Annotated in this window: 18 protein-coding genes; 12 read left to right on the top strand and 6 right to left on the bottom strand. The window is 73.3% G+C overall.

The features are described from left to right. Nucleotides 1-48 precede the first annotated feature (48 nt). The gene (locus NZH93_RS02285) at nt 49-1,452 is read right to left on the bottom strand and encodes a family 2B encapsulin nanocompartment shell protein (RefSeq protein ID WP_259621177.1); all 1,404 of its coding nucleotides are present in this window, start codon (nt 1,450-1,452) and stop codon (nt 49-51) included. Between the two features lie 536 nt (nt 1,453-1,988). Between NZH93_RS02285 and NZH93_RS02280 the strand changes: the two genes are divergently transcribed. Together NZH93_RS02280 and NZH93_RS02275 are read left to right on the top strand one after the other, a co-directional pair. Next, nucleotides 1,989-3,467, top strand: a complete 1,479-nt coding sequence (locus NZH93_RS02280; protein ID WP_259621176.1) for an ABC transporter substrate-binding protein/permease — start codon at nt 1,989-1,991, stop codon at nt 3,465-3,467. Beyond that, a complete protein-coding gene (locus NZH93_RS02275; RefSeq protein ID WP_259621175.1) occupies nt 3,464-4,255 on the top strand; it encodes an amino acid ABC transporter ATP-binding protein in 792 nt (263 codons plus the stop codon). Before NZH93_RS02280 ends, NZH93_RS02275 begins: the two co-directional genes overlap by 4 nt. A 42-nt stretch (nt 4,256-4,297) precedes the next feature. Here the strand turns inward: NZH93_RS02275 and NZH93_RS02270 are convergent, their stop codons facing one another. From NZH93_RS02270 to NZH93_RS02260, 3 genes are all read right to left on the bottom strand, one after another. Then, entirely contained in the window at nt 4,298-5,548 is a 1,251-nt protein-coding gene (locus NZH93_RS02270) for an alpha/beta hydrolase-fold protein (protein ID WP_259621174.1), read from the bottom strand. 25 nt (nt 5,549-5,573) lie between these two features. Next, a complete protein-coding gene (locus NZH93_RS02265) occupies nt 5,574-6,497 on the bottom strand; it encodes an NmrA/HSCARG family protein (RefSeq protein ID WP_259621173.1) in 924 nt (307 codons plus the stop codon). A 149-nt stretch (nt 6,498-6,646) separates the two neighbouring features. After that, complete coding sequence (locus NZH93_RS02260; protein ID WP_259621172.1) at nt 6,647-7,276, bottom strand: TetR family transcriptional regulator; 630 nt, start codon at nt 7,274-7,276, stop codon at nt 6,647-6,649. Nucleotides 7,277-7,372: 96 nt separating this feature from the next. On the opposite strand from NZH93_RS02260, the gene NZH93_RS02255 reads away from it, so the two are divergent. Beyond that, the gene (locus NZH93_RS02255) at nt 7,373-7,828 is read left to right on the top strand and encodes a nitroreductase/quinone reductase family protein (protein ID WP_259621171.1); all 456 of its coding nucleotides are present in this window, start codon (nt 7,373-7,375) and stop codon (nt 7,826-7,828) included. 7 nt (nt 7,829-7,835) lie between these two features. Here the strand turns inward: NZH93_RS02255 and NZH93_RS02250 are convergent, their stop codons facing one another. Further along, nucleotides 7,836-8,060 (bottom strand): hypothetical protein, encoded by a 225-nt coding sequence (locus NZH93_RS02250; RefSeq protein ID WP_259621170.1) that lies wholly within the window; start codon nt 8,058-8,060, stop codon nt 7,836-7,838. 60 nt (nt 8,061-8,120) lie between these two features. Between NZH93_RS02250 and NZH93_RS02245 the strand changes: the two genes are divergently transcribed. Continuing rightward, nucleotides 8,121-8,720, top strand: coding sequence for a TetR/AcrR family transcriptional regulator (locus NZH93_RS02245; protein ID WP_259621169.1), 600 nt, complete (start codon nt 8,121-8,123; stop codon nt 8,718-8,720). 21 nt (nt 8,721-8,741) lie between these two features. On the opposite strand, the gene NZH93_RS02240 is transcribed toward NZH93_RS02245, so the two are convergent. Further along, nucleotides 8,742-9,611: a helix-turn-helix domain-containing protein gene (locus NZH93_RS02240; RefSeq protein ID WP_259621168.1), complete on the bottom strand. Its 870-nt coding sequence runs from the start codon at nt 9,609-9,611 to the stop codon at nt 8,742-8,744. Between the two features lie 142 nt (nt 9,612-9,753). Here NZH93_RS02240 and NZH93_RS02235 point away from each other — a divergent pair, with 142 nt between their 5' ends. The 8 genes from NZH93_RS02235 (at nt 9,754) to NZH93_RS02200 (ending at nt 20,465) form a co-directional block, all read left to right on the top strand. Then, nucleotides 9,754-10,794 (top strand): SDR family oxidoreductase, encoded by a 1,041-nt coding sequence (locus tag NZH93_RS02235; protein WP_259621167.1) that lies wholly within the window; start codon nt 9,754-9,756, stop codon nt 10,792-10,794. A 28-nt stretch (nt 10,795-10,822) separates the two neighbouring features. Next, nucleotides 10,823-11,005, top strand: a complete 183-nt coding sequence (locus NZH93_RS02230; protein ID WP_259621166.1) for a hypothetical protein — start codon at nt 10,823-10,825, stop codon at nt 11,003-11,005. Nucleotides 11,006-11,052: 47 nt separating this feature from the next. Then, nucleotides 11,053-11,646: a dihydrofolate reductase family protein gene (locus tag NZH93_RS02225; RefSeq protein ID WP_259621165.1), complete on the top strand. Its 594-nt coding sequence runs from the start codon at nt 11,053-11,055 to the stop codon at nt 11,644-11,646. Nucleotides 11,647-11,837: 191 nt separating this feature from the next. Then, a complete protein-coding gene (locus NZH93_RS02220) occupies nt 11,838-15,179 on the top strand; it encodes a serine hydrolase (protein WP_259621164.1) in 3,342 nt (1,113 codons plus the stop codon). Between the two features lie 94 nt (nt 15,180-15,273). Continuing rightward, nucleotides 15,274-16,125, top strand: coding sequence for a GNAT family N-acetyltransferase (locus NZH93_RS02215; protein ID WP_259621163.1), 852 nt, complete (start codon nt 15,274-15,276; stop codon nt 16,123-16,125). Beyond that, nucleotides 16,122-17,228: an o-succinylbenzoate synthase gene (menC, locus tag NZH93_RS02210; RefSeq protein ID WP_259621162.1), complete on the top strand. Its 1,107-nt coding sequence runs from the start codon at nt 16,122-16,124 to the stop codon at nt 17,226-17,228. Before NZH93_RS02215 ends, menC begins: the two co-directional genes overlap by 4 nt. A gap of 82 nt (nt 17,229-17,310) precedes the next feature. Beyond that, nucleotides 17,311-18,933 (top strand): PucR family transcriptional regulator, encoded by a 1,623-nt coding sequence (locus NZH93_RS02205; RefSeq protein WP_259621161.1) that lies wholly within the window; start codon nt 17,311-17,313, stop codon nt 18,931-18,933. A 143-nt stretch (nt 18,934-19,076) separates the two neighbouring features. Next, a complete protein-coding gene (locus NZH93_RS02200; protein ID WP_259621160.1) occupies nt 19,077-20,465 on the top strand; it encodes a serine hydrolase domain-containing protein in 1,389 nt (462 codons plus the stop codon). The last annotated feature ends 50 nt before the right edge of the window (nt 20,466-20,515 follow it).

Below are 20,515 nucleotides of genomic sequence, written 5' to 3'. Positions count from 1 at the left end.
CCTTTCCTCGGGGGTGTGGAAAACGCGCAGCGGGGCGGGAACCGCGAGCTAGTCCTCGCGGCTGACCTCCGCGGCGTCGAGCACGGCCAGCGCGTCCGGCACCAGGACGGCGGCGGAGTAGTACGTGCTGACGAGGTAGGAGGAGATCGCCCGGTCGGAGACGCCCGTGAAGCGGACGGACACGCCGGGCTCGTACTCGTCCGGCAGCCCGACCTGGCGCAGGCCGATGACGCCCCGGTTCTCCTCACCGGTGCGCATCAGCAGCACGGAACTGGTGCGGCCCGCGCTGACGGGGATCTTGCCGCACGGGTAGATCGGCACACCCCGCCACGACAGCCGGTCTCGGCCGTCTTCGCCGGTGTCGTTCGGGTAGACGCCCGCCCTGGTGCACTCGCGGAAGAACGCGGCGATCGTGCGCGGGTGGGCGAGGAAGAAGCCGGGTTCCTTGCTCACCAGGGAGAGCAGGGCGTCGAAGTCGGCCGGGGTCGGCGGCCCGGAGCGGGTCGGGACGCGCTGGGCGGGGTCCGCGTTGTGCAGCAGGCCGAAGTCCGGGTTGTTGACCAGCTCGTGCTCCTGGCGCTCGCGCAGCGCCTCGACGGTGAGCCGGAGCTGCTGCTCGTACTGGTCCATCGGCTGGTTGTAGAGGTCCGCGACGCGGGTGTGCACCCGCAGCACCGTCTGCGCCACGCTCAGCCCGTACTCGCGCGGCGAGCTGTCGTAGTCGACGAAAGCCCTGGGCAGCAACGGTTCCCCGGTGTGGCCGGACGCCACGGCGACCTCGGACTCGCCGACGGCGTTCACCGCCGCGCCCGGCTCGGGGGCGCGCCGCACCCACGCCCGCAGCGACTCGGAGCGCCGCAGCACCTCCTCGAAGTCCCGGCGGGCCAACACCAGCGCGGTGCCCCCGGTGATCGCCTTGACGGTGAACTCCGAGATCGCGTCGGCCGAGAGCAGCACCTCCGCGCCGAAGTGGTCGCCGTCCTTGAGCACGCCGAGCGCCGCCTCGCCCCCGTACGCGCCGGGGCCGGACCTCGCGACCTTGCCGTGCGCGATCAGGACGACCTCGGCGGCCCGGTGCCCGAACTCCGCGAGCACCTCGCCCGGCCCGAACTCCCGCTGGGTGAAGCGCCGCGCCAACTCCGGCAGGACCCCGCCGTCGGCGTACCCCCGCAGCGGCGGGAGTTCCGCCAGTTCCGCGGGCACGACCCGCACCGCGGACCCCGCCCTCTCGAACGCCACCCGCCCGTCGCCGACGGCGTGGCTGAGCCGCCGGTTGACCCGGTACGTGCCGCCGTCGACGTCCTTCCACGCGAGCAGCCTCAGCAGCCAGCGGGACGAGACGCCCTGCATCTGCGGGACCGACTTGGTCGTCGTCGCGAGGGTGCGCGCGGCGGCCCTGCTCAGGCTCGACAGGAGTCGAGCCGACCCTGTGTCGGATTCGGTCGCGGTCACGGGTGGAGCCACCAATCGATAGGCGTGCGAGGGAAACCGGATTTCGGTCGGCGGTCGGTGGCGAATTCCCGGAGTCGATGTCGCTTGATCGAAGATATCAAGGCTCGCCGTTGGTGCAATGACACTTTCGGGGCACGTGGAACGCCACTCGACCGCAGCGCTCGTGGGTAATTCGCGGGTGGTGGGAAGTGATGTCGAAAGTGTTCGGGAATACCTGATCGGCCCAGTGGTGATCACCGCTTGGTGGGCGCGTCGGTGATTTCCGTAGCCGAATCGGGGGAATGACGCTCCTCCGGTAACACCTGATCGGATTCGACCGTCCTCCGTGGACCGAACGGCGTGCGCCCTGCCAGGTGATCGCGCTGGTCGTGGCCGCCGGCTCCTTTACACGGTGGAGGCCGGTACCACCAAGAACTCGGCCCGACTTCCCGGCTCCCGTCCCGCACAGTGGATCACCGGGCCCGCGCCTCCCGATCGCACTACTCTCCCCCCACGGTGCCGGCTTCCGGGTGCCGTGGTTGGAGAAGGGGTCGCTGATGCGACGTGTGCTCAGGGGCGTGGTGCTGCTCCTGCTGGTGGTGTTCGTCGCGCCCTCGCAGGTTGCCGCGGCGTCCGCGCGGGACACCGGGCAGCCGGTGGTGCGGGTCGGCACCGAGGGGACCTACCCGCCGTTCTCGTTCCACGACCCCCGGACGCAGGCGCTCGGCGGCTACGACATCGAGGTGGTCGAGGCCATCGCCGACCAGGCCGGGTGGAAGCTGGAGTTCGTCGAGACGCAGTGGGACACCATCTTCCCGGCGCTGGACGCGCGCCGGATCGACGTCATCGCCAACCAGGTCTCGGTCAACGACGAGCGCCGGTCGAAGTACGGCCTGTCCGACACCGACACCTACTCCCACGGCGTGGTCGTGCGGCGCACCGGTGACGACGGCGTCAAGACGTTGGCGGACCTCAAGGGCAAGACCACCGCGCAGTCGAGCACCAGCAACTGGGCGAAGGTCGCGCGGGACGCGGGCGCGAACGTCGAGGCCGTCGAGGGGTTCGCGCAGGCTGCGGAACTGCTCGCGCAGGGACGGGTCGACGCGATCGTCAACGACAACATCGCCGTGCTCGACTACCTCGCCAGCACCGGGTCCGACGACGTCGAGATCGCCGGGAACGCGGGGGAGGAGCTCAGCGAGCAGGTGCTGGCCTTCCGCAAGGACGACAGCGCGCTGGTCGACCAGGCGAACCGGGCCATCACGGCGCTCAAGGCGGACGGCACCCTCGCCGGGATCTCGCGGAAGTACTTCAAGGCCGACGTCTCCGTGCCGGACGGCGGGAGCGCCGACCTGTCCGAGGGGCGCGGCCACCGCGGCACGTGGGAGGTGCTGCGGAGCACCGCGTGGCCGATGCTCGTCGGGCTGGTCAAGGTCACGATCCCGTTGACCCTGCTGAGCTTCGCGATCGGCCTCGCCCTCGCACTGGTCGTCGCGCTCGCGCGCATCTCCTCCTCCAGGATCCTCTCGGGACTGGCCCGCGCGTTCATCTCGATCATCCGCGGCACGCCGCTCCTGCTCCAGCTCTTCATCGTCTTCTACGGGCTCCCGCAGATCGGGCTGAAGTTCCCGCCGTTCACCGCGGCCGTGATCGCGTTCAGCCTCAACGTGGCGGGCTACGCGGCCGAGGTCGTCCGCGCGGCGATCCTGGCGGTGCCCAAGGGTCAGTTCGAGGCGGCGGCGACGATCGGGCTCGGCTACTCGCTCACGCTGCGCCGGATCGTGCTGCCGCAGGCGGCGAGGACCGCCGTGCCGCCGCTGTCGAACACCCTGCTCTCGCTGCTGAAGGACACGTCGCTGGGCTCGGTGGTGCTGCTCACCGAACTGTTCCGCGAATCGCAGCTCGCGGCGGCCGAGAGCAACGAGTTCCTCGCCCTGTACGCCTTCGCCGGGCTGTACTACTGGGTGATCTGCGTCGGGCTCTCCGCCGCGCAGAAACGACTGGAGACCCGACTGGACAGGTACGTGGCCACATGACTGACACGACGGAGCGGAACGCCGAGCGGGCACGGGTCCGGGTGAGCGGGCTGGAGAAGTCCTTCGGCGACAACAAGGTGCTGCGCGGCATCGACTTCGAGGCCCGCGAGGGGACCTCCACCGTCCTGCTGGGACCGTCCGGGTCCGGCAAGACCACGGTGCTGCGCTCGCTCAACGTGCTGGAGACGCCCGACCGGGGCGTGATCGGGATCGACGACGTCGAGGTCGACTTCGCCGCGCTGCCACCGGGCAAGGCGGGCCGCCGGGCGAGCGGCCTGCTGCGCGCGCAGAGCGGGATGGTGTTCCAGGCCCACAACCTCTTCCCGCACCGCACGGTGCTGGAGAACGTCATCGAGGGCCCGGTCGTCGCGCAGAAGCGCCCCCGCGAGGAGGCCGTGGCCGACGCGAGGACCCTGCTCGACCAGGTGAGGCTCGGCGACCGCGGCGACGCCTACCCGTTCCAGCTCTCCGGCGGGCAGCAGCAGCGCGTCGGCATCGCGCGGGCGCTGGCGCTGAAGCCCCGCGTGGTGCTGTTCGACGAGCCGACGTCGGCGCTGGACCCCGAGCTGGTGGGCGAGGTGCTGGCGGTGATCAAGGACCTGGCCGCGGACGGCTGGACGACGGTGATCGTCACCCACGAGATCCGCTTCGCGGAGCAGGTGGCCGACCAGGTGCTGTTCCTGGACGGCGGTGTCATCGTCGAGAAGGGACCGAGCGCCCGGGTCATCGGCGATCCACGGGAGGAGCGGACGCGGCGTTTCCTCAAGCGCGTCCTGGACCCCGGCTGACCGGAGGCGTTCCACCGCGTCGTGGAACGCCCCCGGCCGAGGTCACGCCAGGAGAGCCGCCAGGCCGTCCACCACCGCCAGGTGGAGGTTGACCAGGTCGTGGCCGGACGGCACCTCCCGGTAGCCGCGCACGTCGTAACCCTTGTCCCGCAGGGTGTCGCGGAACGACCGGGCGGCGCTGACCCACGTGGTGCCCGGCGCCGTTCCGGGCAGGCCGACCGGGACGTCCTCCAGCCGCCCCACCGTGACGTGGAAAGCGGTGTCACGGGTGGGTGCCTCGGCGTACCGGCGGACGAGCCAGCCGTCCGGCTCGGTGCCGGGCTCCGGGGTGAACCAGAGCGCGGCGGACATGAGCAGCGCGGCACCGAAGGCGTCCGGTCTCGTCAGCGCGACGTGACCGGCGGCCAGGCCGCCCAGGCTGAACCCCGCGACGACCGTCCTCGACGGCTCCGGTGGCAGGCCGTAGCGCTCGCCGAGGAACGGGAGCAGGCCGTCGGCGAGGGCCTCGGCCAGCGCGGGGTCGCAGGCGAACTCCGTCGTGCGCGAGGTCAGCGTCCTGTTGTGCCAGAACGCCACGCGCAGCGGCGGGAGCGTTCCGTCCGCGACGGCGGCGGCGAGCCTGCGGTGGATGCCGCCGCGCAGGGCCACCTCGCCGTCGAGGAGGACCACCAGCGGCAGGACGTCGGTCGGACGGGCACCCACCGGTTGGTAGACGCCGACCCGCCTGCCGTCGAACTCGTGCTCGTCGACCTCGGTCGGTGGACCGCCGTCGGGCAGCGGGGTGAACGGGCTGTCGGGCAGCGCCAGCACCGAGTCGACCACGTCCTCGGCGCCGACCACCAGCTCCCACGGCATCCGGTCGGGGTTGTGGGGGTCGGCGGCGCTCGCCGCTTCGAGCGCCAGTCGGTGCGCGGTCGCGCGGTCCTCGTCGAGGTGCACGGCCAGCAGTTCGGCCGCGGACCCGAACTCGGCGGGCGGATCGTGCAGGAACCCGTACACCACGGCGGTGTCGGAGTCGGCCCGCACGGTCAGGTGCCAGACGTCGGTGCCCGCGATCCGCCTCATCGGCTCGGCCTCCCGGTGCTGGGGCAGGCGGAGCAGCTTGGTGCGGAGCGACACCGCGGCCACGTCGGCGACGTGGACGAAGGTCACGTCGACCTCGGTGGGCGACACCCGCTCGACCAGGGGGCCGCGCGCGGCCCCGAGGTCGGCGGTCAGGGAGTCCAGCGCTGGTCCCGGATCGGTGGCGTGGTCGCGCTCGAAGCGCGCCAGCCTCGCGGTGACGGGGGTCATGTCGTCCTCCGATCGGCGGGTCGGCTCAGGCGCCGGCCCGCATGTGCTCCCGCGCCCAGGTCTCGAAGCTGGTGAGCGGGATGTCCAGCGCCCTGGCGTACTCCGGGCGGGCGGGCTGCTCGGCCACGTTCATCCACTCGTGCGTGGCGCCCATCCCCGGCATGCCCGCGTCGAGCGCCTCCTGCTCGGTCATGTCCGGCGCGGACACGGGGGTGCCCAGCGCTCGGGAGAGCACCTCGGCGATGCGGGCCATCGACAGTTGGTCGCCCGCCAGTTCCAGTTCGACGCGGTCGAACCGCTCGGGGTCGGCGACGGCCGCGGCGGCGGCCACGCCGATGTCGTGCACGGCGACGAGCCCGAGGCGGGTCTCGGGCTTCAGGACGCTCACCAGGCCTCCCTCGACCCCGCGCGGGAACAGGAAGGCCAGTGACGGCAGGAAGTTCTCCATGAAGAAGCCCGGCTTGAGCAGCGTCCAGCGGGCGAAGCCCGCCGCGCGGACCTCGTCCTGGATGGCGGCCTTGGCGCCGAGGGTGTGCTCCAGCGACTTCCAGCGGCCCGCGTCCCAACCGGGGGTCTCGGTGTGCTGGCCCGCGCCGGTGACGGACGTGTGCACGAACTGCTCCACCCCGGCGGCCTTCGCGCCCTGGACGAGGTTGACGCCCTGGGCGATCTCCCCGTCGTGGTCGAAGCCCTGCCCGGTGAAGGCGGGCATCTGGATGGAGAAGACGGCGCGGGCGCCCTTCGCGGCGCGGACCACGGAGTCGCGGTCGAGCAGGTCGCCCGCGACCAGTTCGACGCCGAGCGCTTCGACGGCCTTGGCCCGGTCGCTCTCCGGGTCGCGCACCAGGGCGCGGACGGGGACGCCCGCCGCGAGCAGGGCGCGGGCGGTGGCGCCGCCCTGCCTGCCGGTGGCGCCGGTGACCAGTACGGGCGCGGACTGTGCGGACACGAGTGCTCCTAGGGTTCGTCGCTTAAACGGCGGGGTCCACCGTTTATCTGGTCGCGACGATACGGCGGGGCCCGCCACTTAGCAAGCGCAGGGGTGTCCTGGGGAGTGGTCGTGCGGGGAAGTGCTGGTGTGGAAAGGAATCGCGGCACTCAGGGCTGGGGACGTGCCGCCGGGTAGTCGAGGCCGCCGGACAGCAGGTCGAACGCCCGCCCGACCAGTTCGGAGTCCGACGCGTCCCGGTCGGTGGCGCGCCACGCGGAGACCGCCGTCTGGATCGCGCACAGCACGACCGACGCCACCAGGTGGGGGCGCGGGTCGGTCGCCGGGTCGACGCCCATCCGCACGCCGACGAGCCGGGCCACCTCGTCGAGCCGGGCGGCGCCCCGTTCGAGGCACGCGGCCATCAGCGTCGGACTGGCGGCGATCAGGTCCCGCATCCGCCGGTGCCGGTCCTGGTCCGAAGTGGACGCTCCGGGTCCGTGGGCCCGCAGGACATCCAGCGCGGCCCGCCGCATGCCGGTCAGCACCGGTACGTCACCCGGCTGCGCGGCGAACCCGTCGAGCATCTCGGTGACCTGCTCGTCCGCGAGCGAGAGCGCGACGTCCTCCTTCGAGGTGAAGTACCGGAAGAAGGTCCGCGACGACACCTCGACCGCCTCGGCGATCTGGTCGACGGTGGTGGCGTCGAAGCCGTTGGCGTGGAACAGCTCGTACGCCGCGTCGGTCAGCGCCTCGCGCGTCCGCAGCTTCTTCCGCTCGCGCAGGCCGGGCTTCTCCACGGGGCCACGATACGGGTGGCCGGCAGCGTGCGCCAAGAGTCGTGCGGTGACTTTTGTCAGTTGACGACAGTTGGCGGACTCTGCCAGCATTGCGGCATGCCGAAACCACCCCCGTCGACGTCCCGCTACTGGAAGTTCCAGCGCCAGTTCGCGCGGTTCAACAAGTTCCTGTTCCGCAAGACCCGAGGTCGGGTGGGCGGCACGTTCCTGGGCGCGCCCGTGCTGCTCCTCGACCACGTCGGCCGCAAGACCGGGCAGGTGCGCACCAACCCGCTGATCTACCTCGACGACGCGCCGCGCCTGGTCGTCGTCGCGTCGAAGGGCGGCACGGACGCGCACCCGGCGTGGTTCCACAACCTGATGGCGATGGCGACCACCGAGGTGGAACTGCCCGGCGGCGAGCGGCGCCGGGTCCAGCCGCGGGTCGCCGACGGCGACGAGCGGGCGGCGCTGTGGGACCGGCTGGTGGCGATCTACCGGCCGTACGCGAACTACGCGACCTACACCGAGCGGCAGATCCCGGTGATCGTGCTGGAACCCGCCTCCCCGTGAGGCGGCGTCACGGCGGTGGGGGATCGCCGGGTGCCGGGGCCGGGGCGCGCCGGTCGTGCCGGACCTGGACCTCGATGTGCGTCCGGTGCGAACCCGGATCCCACATGTCCTCGAACGGCGCCATCAGCGAGTGGCCACCGCCCTGGCGGCGGGCCCGCGCGGCGAACCACGCGAACACGGCCAGGCTCACGGGCAGGCAGGCGAGCGTCGCCACGGCCCCCAGGAAGTCCATGCTCCCGACCGTACAGTAACGTCGTGTATCCAGAAACAGTCCGTTACTGAAAAGGTGGGCATGGCCAGGCTGACCCGCGCCGAGCAGCAGCGGCGCACCCACGAGGACCTGCTGCGCGCCGGGCGGGAGGTGTTCCTGCGCCGGGGGTTCCTGGCGGCGACGGTCGAGGAGATCGCGGCGGACGCCGGGTACACCCGCGGCGCCGTGTACAAGCACTTCGACGGCAAGGAAGGCCTGTGGCTGGCGATCGTCGACGGTCACGCCGAAGCCCACCTCGGGTGGCTGCGGGAAGCCCTCGCCCGCGCCACCACCCGTGACGAGCTGGTCGCGGCCCTGTTCCCCGCGGGCCTGCTGGACGAGGAAGCGGCCACCTGGAGCGCGGTCGCCGCCGAGGTGCTCGCGGCGACGGCGCGGCACCCAGAGACGGCCGCCAGGGTCGCCGCCGTCCAGCAGCGGCACGACGACCAGGTCGTCGCCCTGCTCACCACGCACTCCGAGCGCCTGGGGCTGGAGCCCTCGATGCCGCTGCCACGGGCGGTCGTGCTGCTGGGCGCGCTGGGCATCGGCCTCGCCCTGCGCGCCGCGGTCGCCCCCACCGCCGAGTCCGCCGCCATCCTCACCCACGTGCTGGACGTGCTCTTCCCGCCCGCGGGGCGTTGACCCCCACCGGGAAGCCGACGGTCAGGGCGCGCGTCGGCCCTGCTCGGCGGCCGTCTGGCGGGGGGAGGGAGCGGGCTCCAGCGCGGCGGAGCCGAGGAGGGCGAGCTTGTCCGCGGCGTCCGTGCCCGCGTCGGGGTGGTAGACGACCAGCATGATGCCGTCGGTCCCGCTGATGAGGAGCTTCTCCCGGTTCAGCAGGAGTTCGCCCACCTGCGGGTGGGTGAAGGGCACCGTCGCGCCGCCGCGGTGGCGCACGTCGTGACGGGCCCAGAGCCTGCGGAACAGCGGGCTGGCCAGGGAGAGTTCGCCGACGAGTTCGATGAAGCGGGGGTTGTCGGTGTCGGTGCCCACCGCCTCGCGGAAGCCCGCGAGCAGCCCGGCGCACGCCCTCTCCCAGTCCGGGAACAGGGCCTGCTCCGCCGGGTCGAGGAACACGTCCCGCAGCCGGTTGCCGCCCGTCACCAGGCGCGGTGAGAGGGCCGTCGCCAGCGGGTTCGCGGCGAGCACGTCGAAGTAGCGGCCCTCGATGAACGCGGGCAGCGGGAGCAGCGCCACGAGCTTGGCCGCGCCGGTCGGGACGGTCTCCCTGCGCGGGCGCCGGGCGCGGCGGGGCCGGTCGGCGGCGAGACCGAGCAGGTACGCCCTGGTGTCGTCGTCGAGGCGCAGGACGCGGGCGAGCGAGTCGAGCACCTGCACCGACGGCTTGCGGTCGCGGCCGCGTTCCAGCCGCAGGTAGTAGTCGGCGCTGATGCCCGCCAGCATGGCGACCTCCTCGCGGCGCAGGCCCGGTACCCGCCGCACGCCGTGGACGGGGACGCCCGCTTCCTCGGGGGTGACGAGTTCGCGGCGGGCGCGGAGGAAGGCGCCCAGCAGGTTCGGCTCCTCGGTCATGCGCCCACGGTAGGGGCGGGGACGACCCGGTGCCGGGGCCCTGCCGGACCCCGGGCTGGAGGGGGCGCTGGTTCGGCCCGGTCGCGGGCCGGATCGTGGTCGACGGCACCAAGACCACCACACCGATCAGCGGGGCGACCACATGACCACCACCCAGCAGCGAGTCCTCGTCACCGGCGGGTCCGGTTTCATCGCCGGGCACTGCGTCCTCCACCTCCTCGACCAGGGGTACCTCGTGCGCACCACCGTGCGGTCACCGGAGCGCGAGAGCGCGGTGCGCGCCGTGCTCACCGACGCGGGCATGGTGAACGGCGACGCGCTGAGCTTCGCCACCGCCGACCTCACCCGCGACGAGGGGTGGGCCGACGCCGTCAGCGGGTGCGACTACGTGCTGCACGTGGCGTCGCCCGTCCACATCGGACCCGTCGCCGACGAGGACGACGTCATCGGCCCGGCCCGCGACGGCGCGGTGCGCGTGCTGCGCGCGGCCCGCGACGCGGGCGTCAAGCGGGTCGTGCTCACGTCGGCGTTCCACGCCGTCGGCTTCGGCCACCCCCACACCGACCGCACGTTCACCGAGGACGACTGGTCCGTCCTCGACGGGCCGGGCGTCGACGCCTACGGCCGGAGCAAGATCCTCGCCGAGCGCGCCGCGTGGGACTTCGTCGCGGCCGAGGGCGGCGCGATGGAGCTGACCACGCTCCTCCCCGTCGCGGTGATGGGGCCGGTGATGGGCGGGGAGGTCTCCGGCGCGAACCACATCGTCCAGCGGAGCCTCGACGGGGCCATGCCGGGCTACCCGAACCTGTGGTTCCCGATCGTCGACGTGCGCGACGTGGCGACCGCGCACGTGCTGGCCATGACCGCGCCCGGCGCGGCGGGGCAGCGGTTCCTCCTCTCCAGCGGTCCGGTGATGGCGATGAAGGAGATCGGGGCCGCGCTGAGGGCGCACCTCGGCGACGCCGCGAAGCGGGTGCCCAGCCGGTCCGTGCCCGACGTCGTGGTGCGGATCGCCTCCCTGTTCTCCAAGGAGTTCCGCTCGGTCGTCCCCGACCTCGGCCACGCCAAGAAGATCTCCAACGAGAAGGCTCGCCGCGTGCTGGGGTGGCGGCCGCGCCCGTCCGAGGACGCCGTCGTCGCCGCGGGCGAGAGCCTGGTCCGGAGGTCGCTCGTCCGGAGCTGACGGAGGCGGGGACGGCGGGTCCCGTGCCATGCTGGTCGGGACGACGGATCCGGGGGTGTGCGTGGCGTCGAAGCGCAGGGGAAGCGTGGCGCCGTACGTGGCGCTGGTCATCGCGGTGATCATCTTCGTGCCCGCGCTCCGGGACGCGGTCCTCGGGTGGCTGCCCCCGCTCCTGGACTCGCTGAAGGACCTCAACCCCTTCCGCTCCTGACCGGGCCCCGAAGGCCCTCTCGGGGGTCGAGCAGAGTGGGAGAACCGATGAGCACGGTGTACTGCGACCTGGCGATCTCCCTGGACGGCTTCCTGGCCGGACCCGACCAGCGGCCCGACACACCGCTGGGCGAAGGCGGGATCCTGCTGCACCGGTGGAAGTTCGACGAACCCGAACTGCACGCGCGGGAGAACGCGGCCGTCGTCGACGCGGGCGCGTTCGTGATGGGCCGCAACATGTTCGCCGGACCCGGCCAGGGCCCGTGGGACCCCGACTGGACGGGCTGGTGGGGCGCGGAACCGCCGTACCACGGCCCGGTGTTCGTGCTCACCCACCACGCCCACGAGCCGATCCCGCTGGAGGGCGGGACGACCTTCCACTTCGTCACCGGCGGCGTCGACGAGGCGCTGGACCGGGCGCGGGAGGCCGCGGGCGGGCGGGCCGTGTCGATCGCGGGCGGCGCGGCCACGGCCAACCAGTACCTGGCGGCGGGCCTGGTCGACGAACTGCGCCTGCACCTCGTCCCGGTCCTCCTCGGCCGGGGCGAACGGCTCTTCGACGGCGTGCCGCACACCGGGCTCGTCCAGGTCGACGTCCGCCCCACGCACTCGGTCACCCACCTCCGCTACAGCCTCCGCTGAGGACGCGGTTCCTCACCCGAACGGCGGCAGGCCCGACCCTTCGCCACTCCTCGGCCGTGCGGGCCGACAGCGCGGGCCGGTCCGATTCATCCGCGCGGACGAACTCCCGGCGGCCCCGGCCCGACAGCATCGGAGGTCGGGCGCCGCGGTGGAGCCCGACCGACCCGTTCCGCGCACCCGAGGAGACCCCGGTGACCCGACGCCAGCGCATCGACGACCTGACCTCGTTCGCGGTGCCGGAGCAGCCCGCGCTGTCGCCGGACGGCGAGCGGATCGCCTACGTGCTCCGCACGGTCGACGCGGACGCGGACCGGAACGTCCGGTCGCTGTGGACGGTCGGCGCCCGCACCGGGGAACCCCGTCGGCTCACCAGGGGGCGTGCGGACTCCGCGCCCGCGTGGTCGCCGGACGGGACGCGGATCGCGTTCCTGCGGGCGCAGGACGGGCCCGCGCAGGTGTGGCTGCTCCCGGCGGACGGCGGCGAGGCCGAGCGGGTCACGTCGCTGCCGCTCGGCGCGGGCGCGCCGGTGTGGAGCCCGGACGGGACCCGGATCGCGTTCGGCGCCCCCGTCGACCTGCACGCCGTGGACGGCGAGGACGACCGGGCCCGCGCCCGGCGCGCCGGAGCGCCGGTCGTGGCCGACCGGCTGGACTACCAGGCCGACGGCGCGGGCCTGCTGCGCACGATGCGGCAGCACCTGCACGTCCTGGACGTGGCGAGCGGGAAGACCGAGCAGGTCACCGCGGGCGACTGGCACGCGGGCGCCCCGGCCTGGTCACCGGACTCGGCGAGGCTGGCGTATTCGGCGAGCACCGCGCCGGACGGCGACCTGGTGTTCCGGGCGCCGGTCCACGTCCTGGACCTCGCGGACGGCACCACCGAGCCGGTCGGCCTGCTGGACGGGTACGGCGGTCCGGCGATCTGGACCGCGAACGCCGACGCGCTGCTCGTCGTCGGCACGGAGGGGTCGCTCGCGGGCCACGCGGGTCTGCTGCGCGTGCCGCTGGACGGCACCGCGGCCGTCGACCTGGCCGGCCCGCTGGACCGCAACGTCATGCCGGGTGGCCCGGCCTACCCCGGTGCGCTGCCGCAACTCGTCGACGACGGCCGCGCCGTGCTGTTCTGCGTCCGCGACCGCGGCTGCACCCACCTGTACTCGGTGCCCGTCGACGGCGGCGAGCCCGTCCCGGTGCTCACCGGCGCGGGCCGGGTGGTCGCGGGCGTGTCCACCGCGGGCGGGACGGTCGCCGTCGTGCTGGCCACGCCGGACTCCCTCGGCGAGGTCGTCACCCTCGACCTCGCCACCGGCGCCGAGTCCGTGCGCACCTCGCACGGCACCCTGACCGAGGTGGACCTGTTCCCCCGCGTGGAGCGGGAGTTCACGATCTCCGACGGCACCACCGTGCAGGGGTGGCTCATCGGCGACACGACCACCGCGGGCCCGCTGCTGCTGGACGTCCACGGCGGCCCGCACAACGCGTGGAACGGCGCGGCCGACGAAGCCCACCTCTACCACCAGGAACTGGCCGCGCTCGGCTGGACCGTGCTGCTCGTCAACCCGCGCGGCAGCGACGGCTACGGCTCGGAGTTCTACACCGCGGCGCTCGGCGCCTGGGGCGAGGCGGACGCGAAGGACTTCCTCGAACCCCTCGACCAGCTCGTCGCCGAAGGCGTCGCCGACCCGCGGCGGCTGGCCGTGGCCGGGTACAGCTACGGCGGCTTCATGACCTGCTACCTCACCAGCCGCGACGACCGGTTCGCCGCCGCGGTGACCGGCGGTGTGGTCAGCGACCTCACCAGCATGGCGGGCACGGCCGACGTCGGGCACTTCCTGGCCGAGCTGGAGCTGGGAGCCCTGCCGTGGTCCGACCGGGACCGGTACGAGGCGCTGTCGCCGTTCTCGCGGGTCGACCGGGTGCGCACGCCGACGCTGGTCGTGCAGGGCGCCGCCGACGTGCGCTGCCCGATCGGCCAGGCCCAGCAGTGGCACGCGGCGCTGCGGGAGCAGGGCGTGCCGACCAGGCTGGTGCTCTACCCGGAGGGCTCGCACCTGTTCATCCTCGAAGGCCCGCCGTCGCACCGGATCGACTTCAACCGGCGGGTCGTGGACTGGGTCGAGCGGTACGCGGGCGCCGCCGCCGGGCCGCGCCGCGCCCGGATCGACGCGGCGCACTGGCAGCGCAGGCTCGACGCGCTGGCCGAACGCCACCACGTCCCCGGCGCCGTGCTGGGCGTCCTGCGGCTCGGTCAGGGGAGCGGGCCGGGCGAGGACGAGCTCGTCGAGGTCGCGCACGGCGTGCTGAACACCGGCACCGGCGTCGAGGCGACCACCGACTCGCTGTTCCAGATCGGGTCGATCTCGAAGGTCTGGACGGCGACGCTCGCCCTCCAGCTCGTCGACGAGGGCCTGCTCGACCTGGACGCGCCGATCTCCGAGGTGCTGCCGGAACTGCGGCTCGGCGAGCCCGAGGTCACCAAGAGCGTGACCATGCGGCACCTGCTGACCCACACCAGCGGCATCGACGGCGACGTGTTCACCGACACCGGGCGCGGCGACGACTGCCTGGAGAAGTACGTGGCGCTGCTGGGCGAGGTGGCGCAGAACCACCCGCTCGGCGCCACCTGGTCCTACTGCAACTCCGGTTTCTCGCTGGCCGGGCGCGTGATCGAGGAGCTGACCGGCGGCACGTGGGACCAAGCGCTCCGCGACCGGATCCTCGCCCCGCTCGGCCTGCGGCGCACGGTCACGCTCCCCGAGGAGGCGCTGCTGCACCGCACGGCCGTCGGGCACGTCGACGACGGCGGCACGCTGACGACGGCGCCCCAGTGGGGCCTGCCCCGGTCGGTCGGGCCCGCCGGGCTGATCACCTCCACCGCCGCGGACGTCCTCGGGTTCGCCCGCCTGCACCTCACCGGCGGTCTTGCGCCCGACGGCACGAGGGTGCTGGCCGGATCGAGCGCCGCGGCGATGGCGGAGCACCAGGTGGAGCTGCCGGAGAAGTTCACCCTCGGCGACTCGTGGGGGCTCGGCTGGATCCGGTTCGGCTGGGACGACCGCAGGCTGATCGGCCACGACGGCACCACGATCGGGCAGAACGCCTTCCTCCGGCTGCTGCCGGACGAGGGCCTGGCGGTCGTGCTGCTCACCAACGGCGGCAACGCCCGCGACCTGTACGTGGAGCTGTACCGCGAGGTCTTCGCGGAACTCGCGGACCTCGCCGTGCCCGCGCCGCTGGAACCACCCGCCGAACCCGTCTCCGTAGACGTCTCCCGGCACCTGGGCACGTACGAGCGGGCAGGCGCCCGGCTGGAGGTGCTGGACGGGCCCGTGCTGCGCACGACCGTCACCGGCCCGCTGGCCGACCTGGTGCCCGAGACGACGGAGGAGTACCCGATGGTGGCCGTGCGGGACGACCTGTTCCTGGTGCGGTCACCGAAGGTGCGCACGTGGGCGCCGGTCTGGTTCTACGAGCTGCCGACCGGCGAGCGGTACCTGCACTTCGGTGTGCGCGCGACCCCGAAGGTGGACTGACGTGGACCAGGCGGTCGGGCACGACCAACTCGCACGCCGCGGCTGGTCCGCGCGGACCATGACGGAGAGCCACGTGATCGCGACGATTGTCCCTGTGAACGACCAGGAGAGCGCCCACGTCACCGCCGCCACCGCGGCGGGCGTCGTGGTGCGCGACGTGACCGAGATGGCCGAACTCGAAGCGGTCTACCGCCTCTTCGACGGGATCTGGCGGCCGTCCCCGGACAACCCCCCGGTGACGACCGCGATGCTCCGCGCGCTGTCCAAGGCGGGCAACTACGTGTCGGGCGCGTACGACGGGCCCGCGCTCGTGGGCGCCTGCGTCGGATTCCTCGGCGCGCCCGCGGGGCGGGTGCTGCACAGCCACGTCGCGGGCGTGGCGTCGAGCGCGCTCGGCAGGCACGTCGGGTTCGCGCTCAAGCTGCACCAGCGCGCGTGGGCGATGGACCGCGGGATGGGGGAGGTCGAGTGGACCTTCGACCCGCTGGTCGCGCGCAACGCGCACTTCAACATCACGAAGCTGGGTGCCCTGCCCGCGGAGTACCTGGCGAACTTCTACGGCGACATGACCGACGGCATCAACGGCGGTGACGACACCGACCGGATCCTGCTCCGCTGGGACCTGGGCTCGGCGGCGGTCGTGGACGCCTGCGCGGGCCGACCCCGTCCGGGTGACGCCGAGGCCGAGCGGTCGCGGGGCGCGGTCGTCGCGCTCGGGCGGTCGCCGCACGGCGCGCCGGTGCCGGGGTCGCTGGAGGGCGGGACGCTGCTGGTGGCCGTGCCGCGCGACGTCGAGGCGCTGCGCGCGGCCGATCCCGGCGCGGCGAAGGAGTGGCGGGTCGCGGTGCGCGAGGTTCTCGGCGCCGCGCTCGCGGGCGGGGCTCGGGTCACCGGGTTCGACCGGGCGGGTTGGTACGTCGTGACGAACGGGGAAGGCACCTCATGAAGCTGACCGGAGTGGAACTGCGCCGGGTCCGGCTGCCGCTGGTGGCGCCGTTCCGGACGTCGTTCGGCACCCAGACCGCGCGGGACGTGCTGCTGTTGCGCGCGGTCACCGACGAGGCGGAGGGGTGGGGCGAGTGCGTAGCGATGTCGGACCCGCTGTACTCGTCCGAGTACGTCGACGCCGCCGCCGACGTGCTGACCCGGTTCCTGGTCCCCGCCCTGGGCGCGCGAGGACGGCTCGACGCGAACTCGGTCGCTCCCGCGCTGGAGCCGTTCCGCGGGCACCGGATGGCGAAGGCGGCGCTGGAGATGGCCGTCCTCGACGCCGAGCTGCGCGCGGAGGGACGGCCGCTGGCCCGTGAACTCGGCGCCACCCGCGACCGGGTCCCGTGCGGGGTGTCGGTCGGCATCATGGACTCCATCGGTGAACTGCTCGACGCCGTCGGCGGGTACCTCGACGCGGGGTACGTGCGGATCAAGCTGAAGATCGAGCCGGGGTGGGACGTCGAGCCGGTGCGCGCGGTGCGCGAGCGGTTCGGCGACGACGTGCTGCTCCAGGTCGACGCGAACACCGCCTACACCGTCGCCGACGCGCGCCACCTCGCCCGGCTCGACGCGTTCGACCTGCTGCTGATCGAGCAGCCGCTGGAGGAGGAGGACCTGCTCGGGCACGCGGAACTGGCGAAGGTGATCAGCACGCCGGTCTGCCTCGACGAGTCGATCACCTCGGCGCGCTCGGCCGCCGCCGCCATCACCATGGGGGCGGCGGCGATCGTGAACATCAAGCCGGGCCGGGTCGGCGGTTACCTGGAGGCCCGGCGGATCCACGACGTGTGCGTGGCGCACGGCGTGCCGGTGTGGTGCGGCGGGATGCTGGAGACCGGGCTGGGCCGGGCCGCGAACGTGGCGCTCGCCGCGCTGCCCGGTTTCACCCTGCCGGGGGACACGTCCGCCTCGGACCGGTTCTACCGCACGGACATCACCACGCCGTTCGTGCTCGACGACGGCCACCTCGCCGTGCCCACCGGGGCGGGCCTCGGCGTGGAGCCGCTGCCCGACCGACTGGCGGAGGTGACCACCTCCACCGAGTGGCTGCCCGTGTGATTCATCCACCACGACGAGTGAAAGAGAGGTTTTCGTCCGCGCGGACGAAGTCCCGCCGCGCGGATGGGCCTAGTTTCGTGGGGTGACCCCGCGACCCCACACCGGCCTCGGCCGAGTGCTCGACGACCTCGGCGCGACGCTGCTGGAACTCGTCCACGGCCATCCGGACCGGGCGCGCGCCATCGGCGGCGTCACGATCCACGACCCGCTGGACGACGCGCCGCCACCGCCGAACGCGCTCGTGCTGGGCGTCGGGCTCGGGTCGTCCGAGGACATCGCGGACCTGCTGCGCGCGGCGGGCGGGCAAACCGCCGTGGGACTCGTGGTGCGGGCGCCCGTGCCGGTGTCGGAGGAGGTGCTCGCGGCGGTCGACGAGTCCGGCGTGGCGCTGCTCGGGCTGACCCGCGGGGCGTCGTGGGCGCAGCTCGCCGCGATGCTGCGGGCGCTGCTCGCCGAGGACGACATCGGCGGACTGGGGCCGGAGACGCTCGGCGGCATGCCGTCCGGCGACCTGTTCGCGCTGGCCAACGCGGTCGGCGCCCTGCTCGACGCGCCGGTGACGATCGAGGACCGCGGGTCGCGCGTGCTGGCGTTCTCCGGTCGGCAGGACGAGGCGGACACGGGCCGGGTGGAGACGATCCTCGGCCGCCAGGTGCCGGAGAAGTACGCGCGCGTGCTGGTCGAGCGGGGCGTGTTCCACGACCTGTACAGCACCGACCAGCCGGTGTACATCGAGCCGGTGACGGAGTCGTCGCTGCCGCGCGTCGCCGTGGCCGTGCGCGCGGGGGACGAGGTGCTCGGCTCGATCTGGGCGGCCGTGCGAGAACCGCTCGGCACCGACCGCGCCACGGCCCTGGTCGACGCGGCCAGGCTGGTGGCGCTGCACATGCTCCGCATCCGCGCGGGCGCCGACGTGGAGCGCAGGCTGCGCACGGACCTGCTCGGCACCGCGCTCGAAGGCGGGCCCGGCGCCCGCGACGCGCTGGACCGCCTGGGCCTGGCGGGCCGCCCGGTGGTCGTCCTCGCGATGGCCACCACGCACCCCGGCGGGACCACGGCCACCGAAGCCGCGCTGGCCACCGAACGCCAGCGGCTCGGCGACGCGCTGTCGATGCACCTGAGCGCGCTGCACCCCCGCTGCGCGACCGCGCTGATCGGCGACGTCACCTACGGGCTCGTGCCGTCGACCGCCGACGGGGACGACCGGGCCCTCAGCGTCGCCGCCGACTTCCTCGACCGCGTCGGCGACCGGACCCGCGCCGTCATCGCCGTCAGCCCCGTCGCCGTCGACACCACCGACCTGCCGCCCGCCCGCGCCAACGCCGACCGCGTCCTGCGCGTCCTGCGCGCGGGTGGCGCCCGCCGCACCGCCTGCCTGTCGGACGTCCACGTGGAAGCGCTCGTGCTGGAGCTGCGCGACCTGGCCGCCGCCCAGCGCGACCGCCCCACCGGCGCCATCGCCAAGCTGATCGCCTACGACGAGCAGCACACGGCCAACCTCGTGGAGACCCTGAGCGCGTGGCTCGACGCCTTCGGCGACGTCATCGCCGCCTCCGCGGCCGTCCACGTCCACCCGAACACCTTCCGCTACCGCCTCCGGCGCCTCGCGGAGATCGGCGACCTCGACCTCACCGACACCGAGGCCCGCTTCGCCGCGATGCTGCAACTCCGCGTCCTGTCCTCGGTGCCGCGCAGAGCGCGCTGAGGTGAACGCGGTCCGACGTGGTCGCCGCGCGCCGTCGTGGTGCCCTGCCGACGCTCGACTCGTCGTCCGCGACCAAGCCGGGGCCGTTTACTCGGTCGTGACGACGAACACAGCGGTCCGCTTCGTTCCTAGCATTCCGGTGCATGGGCAACCTCCACGACGTTCACACGTGGCTTGACGAGCGGCTTCCGTCGCTGCTCCGGAAGTACGACGTTCCCGGCGCGGCGTGGGCCGTGCGGCAGGGTGACCAGGTGGTCGACGGAGCCGCCGGTCTGCTCAGCAGGGCGACCGGGGTCGAGGCGACCACCGACTCCGTCTTCCAGATCGGCTCGATCACGAAGCTCTGGACCAGCACGCTGGTCCTGCAACTGGTCGACGAGGGTTCGGTCGACCTGGACGAGCCGGTCCGCGCCTACCTCCCCGAGTTCCGCGTCGCCGACGAGTCGGCCACCGAGCGGATCACCGTGCGGCAGCTCCTCAACCACACCGCCGGGTTCGAGGGCGACATCTTCATCGACACCGGGGTCGGCGACGACTGCGTCGAGAAGTACGTCGCGACGCTGCACGACGTGCCGCAGCTCTTCCCGCCCGGCGAGCGGTTCTCCTACAACAACGCGGGCTACTGCGTGCTCGGCAGGCTCGTGGAAGTGGTGCGCGGCAAGCCGTACGACGTGTGCCTGCGCGAGCACCTCATCACGCCGCTGGGCCTCACCCACGCGGCGACCGGCCCGTACGAGGCGATCATGTTCCGCGCCGCCGTGGGCCACGTCGAGCAGGAGCCGGGCGCGGGGTACGTGCCCGCGCCGATGTGGGCGATGGCGCGGTCGAACGCCCCGGCGGGTTCGATGCTCGCGATGCGGCCCCGCGACCTGGTCGCGTTCGCCCGCATGCACCTCGACGACGGCCAGGCCGCGGACGGCACGCGGGTGCTCGCCGCGGGGACGGCCGCGCGGATGCACGAGCGGGAGGTGGACCTGCCCGAGTTGGGGCTCATGGGAACCTCGTGGGGGCTGGGCTTCGAGCGGTTCGACACGCCGGACGGCCCGATCATCGGCCACGACGGCAACACGATCGGCCAGGCCGCGTTCCTGCGGATCGTGCCCGAGTCCGGGCTGGTCGTCGCGCTGCTGACCAACGGCGGCGACGCGATGGCGCTCCACCACGACATCGTGGGCCACGTGTTCGCCGAGTTGACCGACGTCGCGCTGCCCGCGCTCCCCGCGCCGCCCGTGGAACCGCAGTCGATCGACGCCGAGCGGTTCACCGGCACGTACTCGGCGTCGGTGTTCGACCTGACCGTCAGCCAGGACGCCGACCAGCGGATCTGGATCGAGCAGATCCCCAAGGGCCTCTACGTGGAGATGGGCGGGAAGGTCGAGCGGACCGAACTCGTCCACTACCGCGACGACATGCTGATCCCGGTCGAGGCCGACCGCGGCATGCACATGCCGCACGCCTTCCTCGGCGACGACGGCACCGGCCACGCGCTGTACCTGCACCTCGGCCGCGCGGTGCGCCGCGCAGGCGCTTAACACCCCCTCCCAACGAATCCACCCGAACGCACGGATCGGAACCGCCTTGA

Origin of the sequence: Umezawaea endophytica, assembly GCF_025061645.1 — a bacterium.
In the GTDB taxonomy this organism is placed as follows: Bacteria; Actinomycetota; Actinomycetes; order Mycobacteriales; family Pseudonocardiaceae; genus Umezawaea; species Umezawaea endophytica.
This window is presented reverse-complemented; position numbering and strand designations above follow the sequence as displayed.

Bases quoted from the DNA above. Each gene is read 5' to 3' on its own strand.
- NZH93_RS02280 (WP_259621176.1), top strand. From the start codon at position 1,989: ATGCGACGTGTGCTCAGGGGCGTGGTGCTGCTCCTGCTGGTGGTGTTC.
- NZH93_RS02275 (WP_259621175.1), top strand. From the start codon at position 3,464: ATGACTGACACGACGGAGCGGAACGCCGAGCGGGCACGGGTCCGGGTG.
- NZH93_RS02270 (WP_259621174.1), bottom strand. From the start codon at position 5,548: ATGACCCCCGTCACCGCGAGGCTGGCGCGCTTCGAGCGCGACCACGCC.
- NZH93_RS02255 (WP_259621171.1), top strand. From the start codon at position 7,373: ATGCCGAAACCACCCCCGTCGACGTCCCGCTACTGGAAGTTCCAGCGC.
- NZH93_RS02250 (WP_259621170.1), bottom strand. From the start codon at position 8,060: ATGGACTTCCTGGGGGCCGTGGCGACGCTCGCCTGCCTGCCCGTGAGC.
- NZH93_RS02245 (WP_259621169.1), top strand. From the start codon at position 8,121: ATGGCCAGGCTGACCCGCGCCGAGCAGCAGCGGCGCACCCACGAGGAC.
- NZH93_RS02240 (WP_259621168.1), bottom strand. From the start codon at position 9,611: ATGACCGAGGAGCCGAACCTGCTGGGCGCCTTCCTCCGCGCCCGCCGC.
- NZH93_RS02235 (WP_259621167.1), top strand. From the start codon at position 9,754: ATGACCACCACCCAGCAGCGAGTCCTCGTCACCGGCGGGTCCGGTTTC.
- NZH93_RS02230 (WP_259621166.1), top strand. From the start codon at position 10,823: ATGCTGGTCGGGACGACGGATCCGGGGGTGTGCGTGGCGTCGAAGCGC.
- NZH93_RS02225 (WP_259621165.1), top strand. From the start codon at position 11,053: ATGAGCACGGTGTACTGCGACCTGGCGATCTCCCTGGACGGCTTCCTG.
- menC (WP_259621162.1), top strand. From the start codon at position 16,122: ATGAAGCTGACCGGAGTGGAACTGCGCCGGGTCCGGCTGCCGCTGGTG.
- NZH93_RS02200 (WP_259621160.1), top strand. From the start codon at position 19,077: ATGGGCAACCTCCACGACGTTCACACGTGGCTTGACGAGCGGCTTCCG.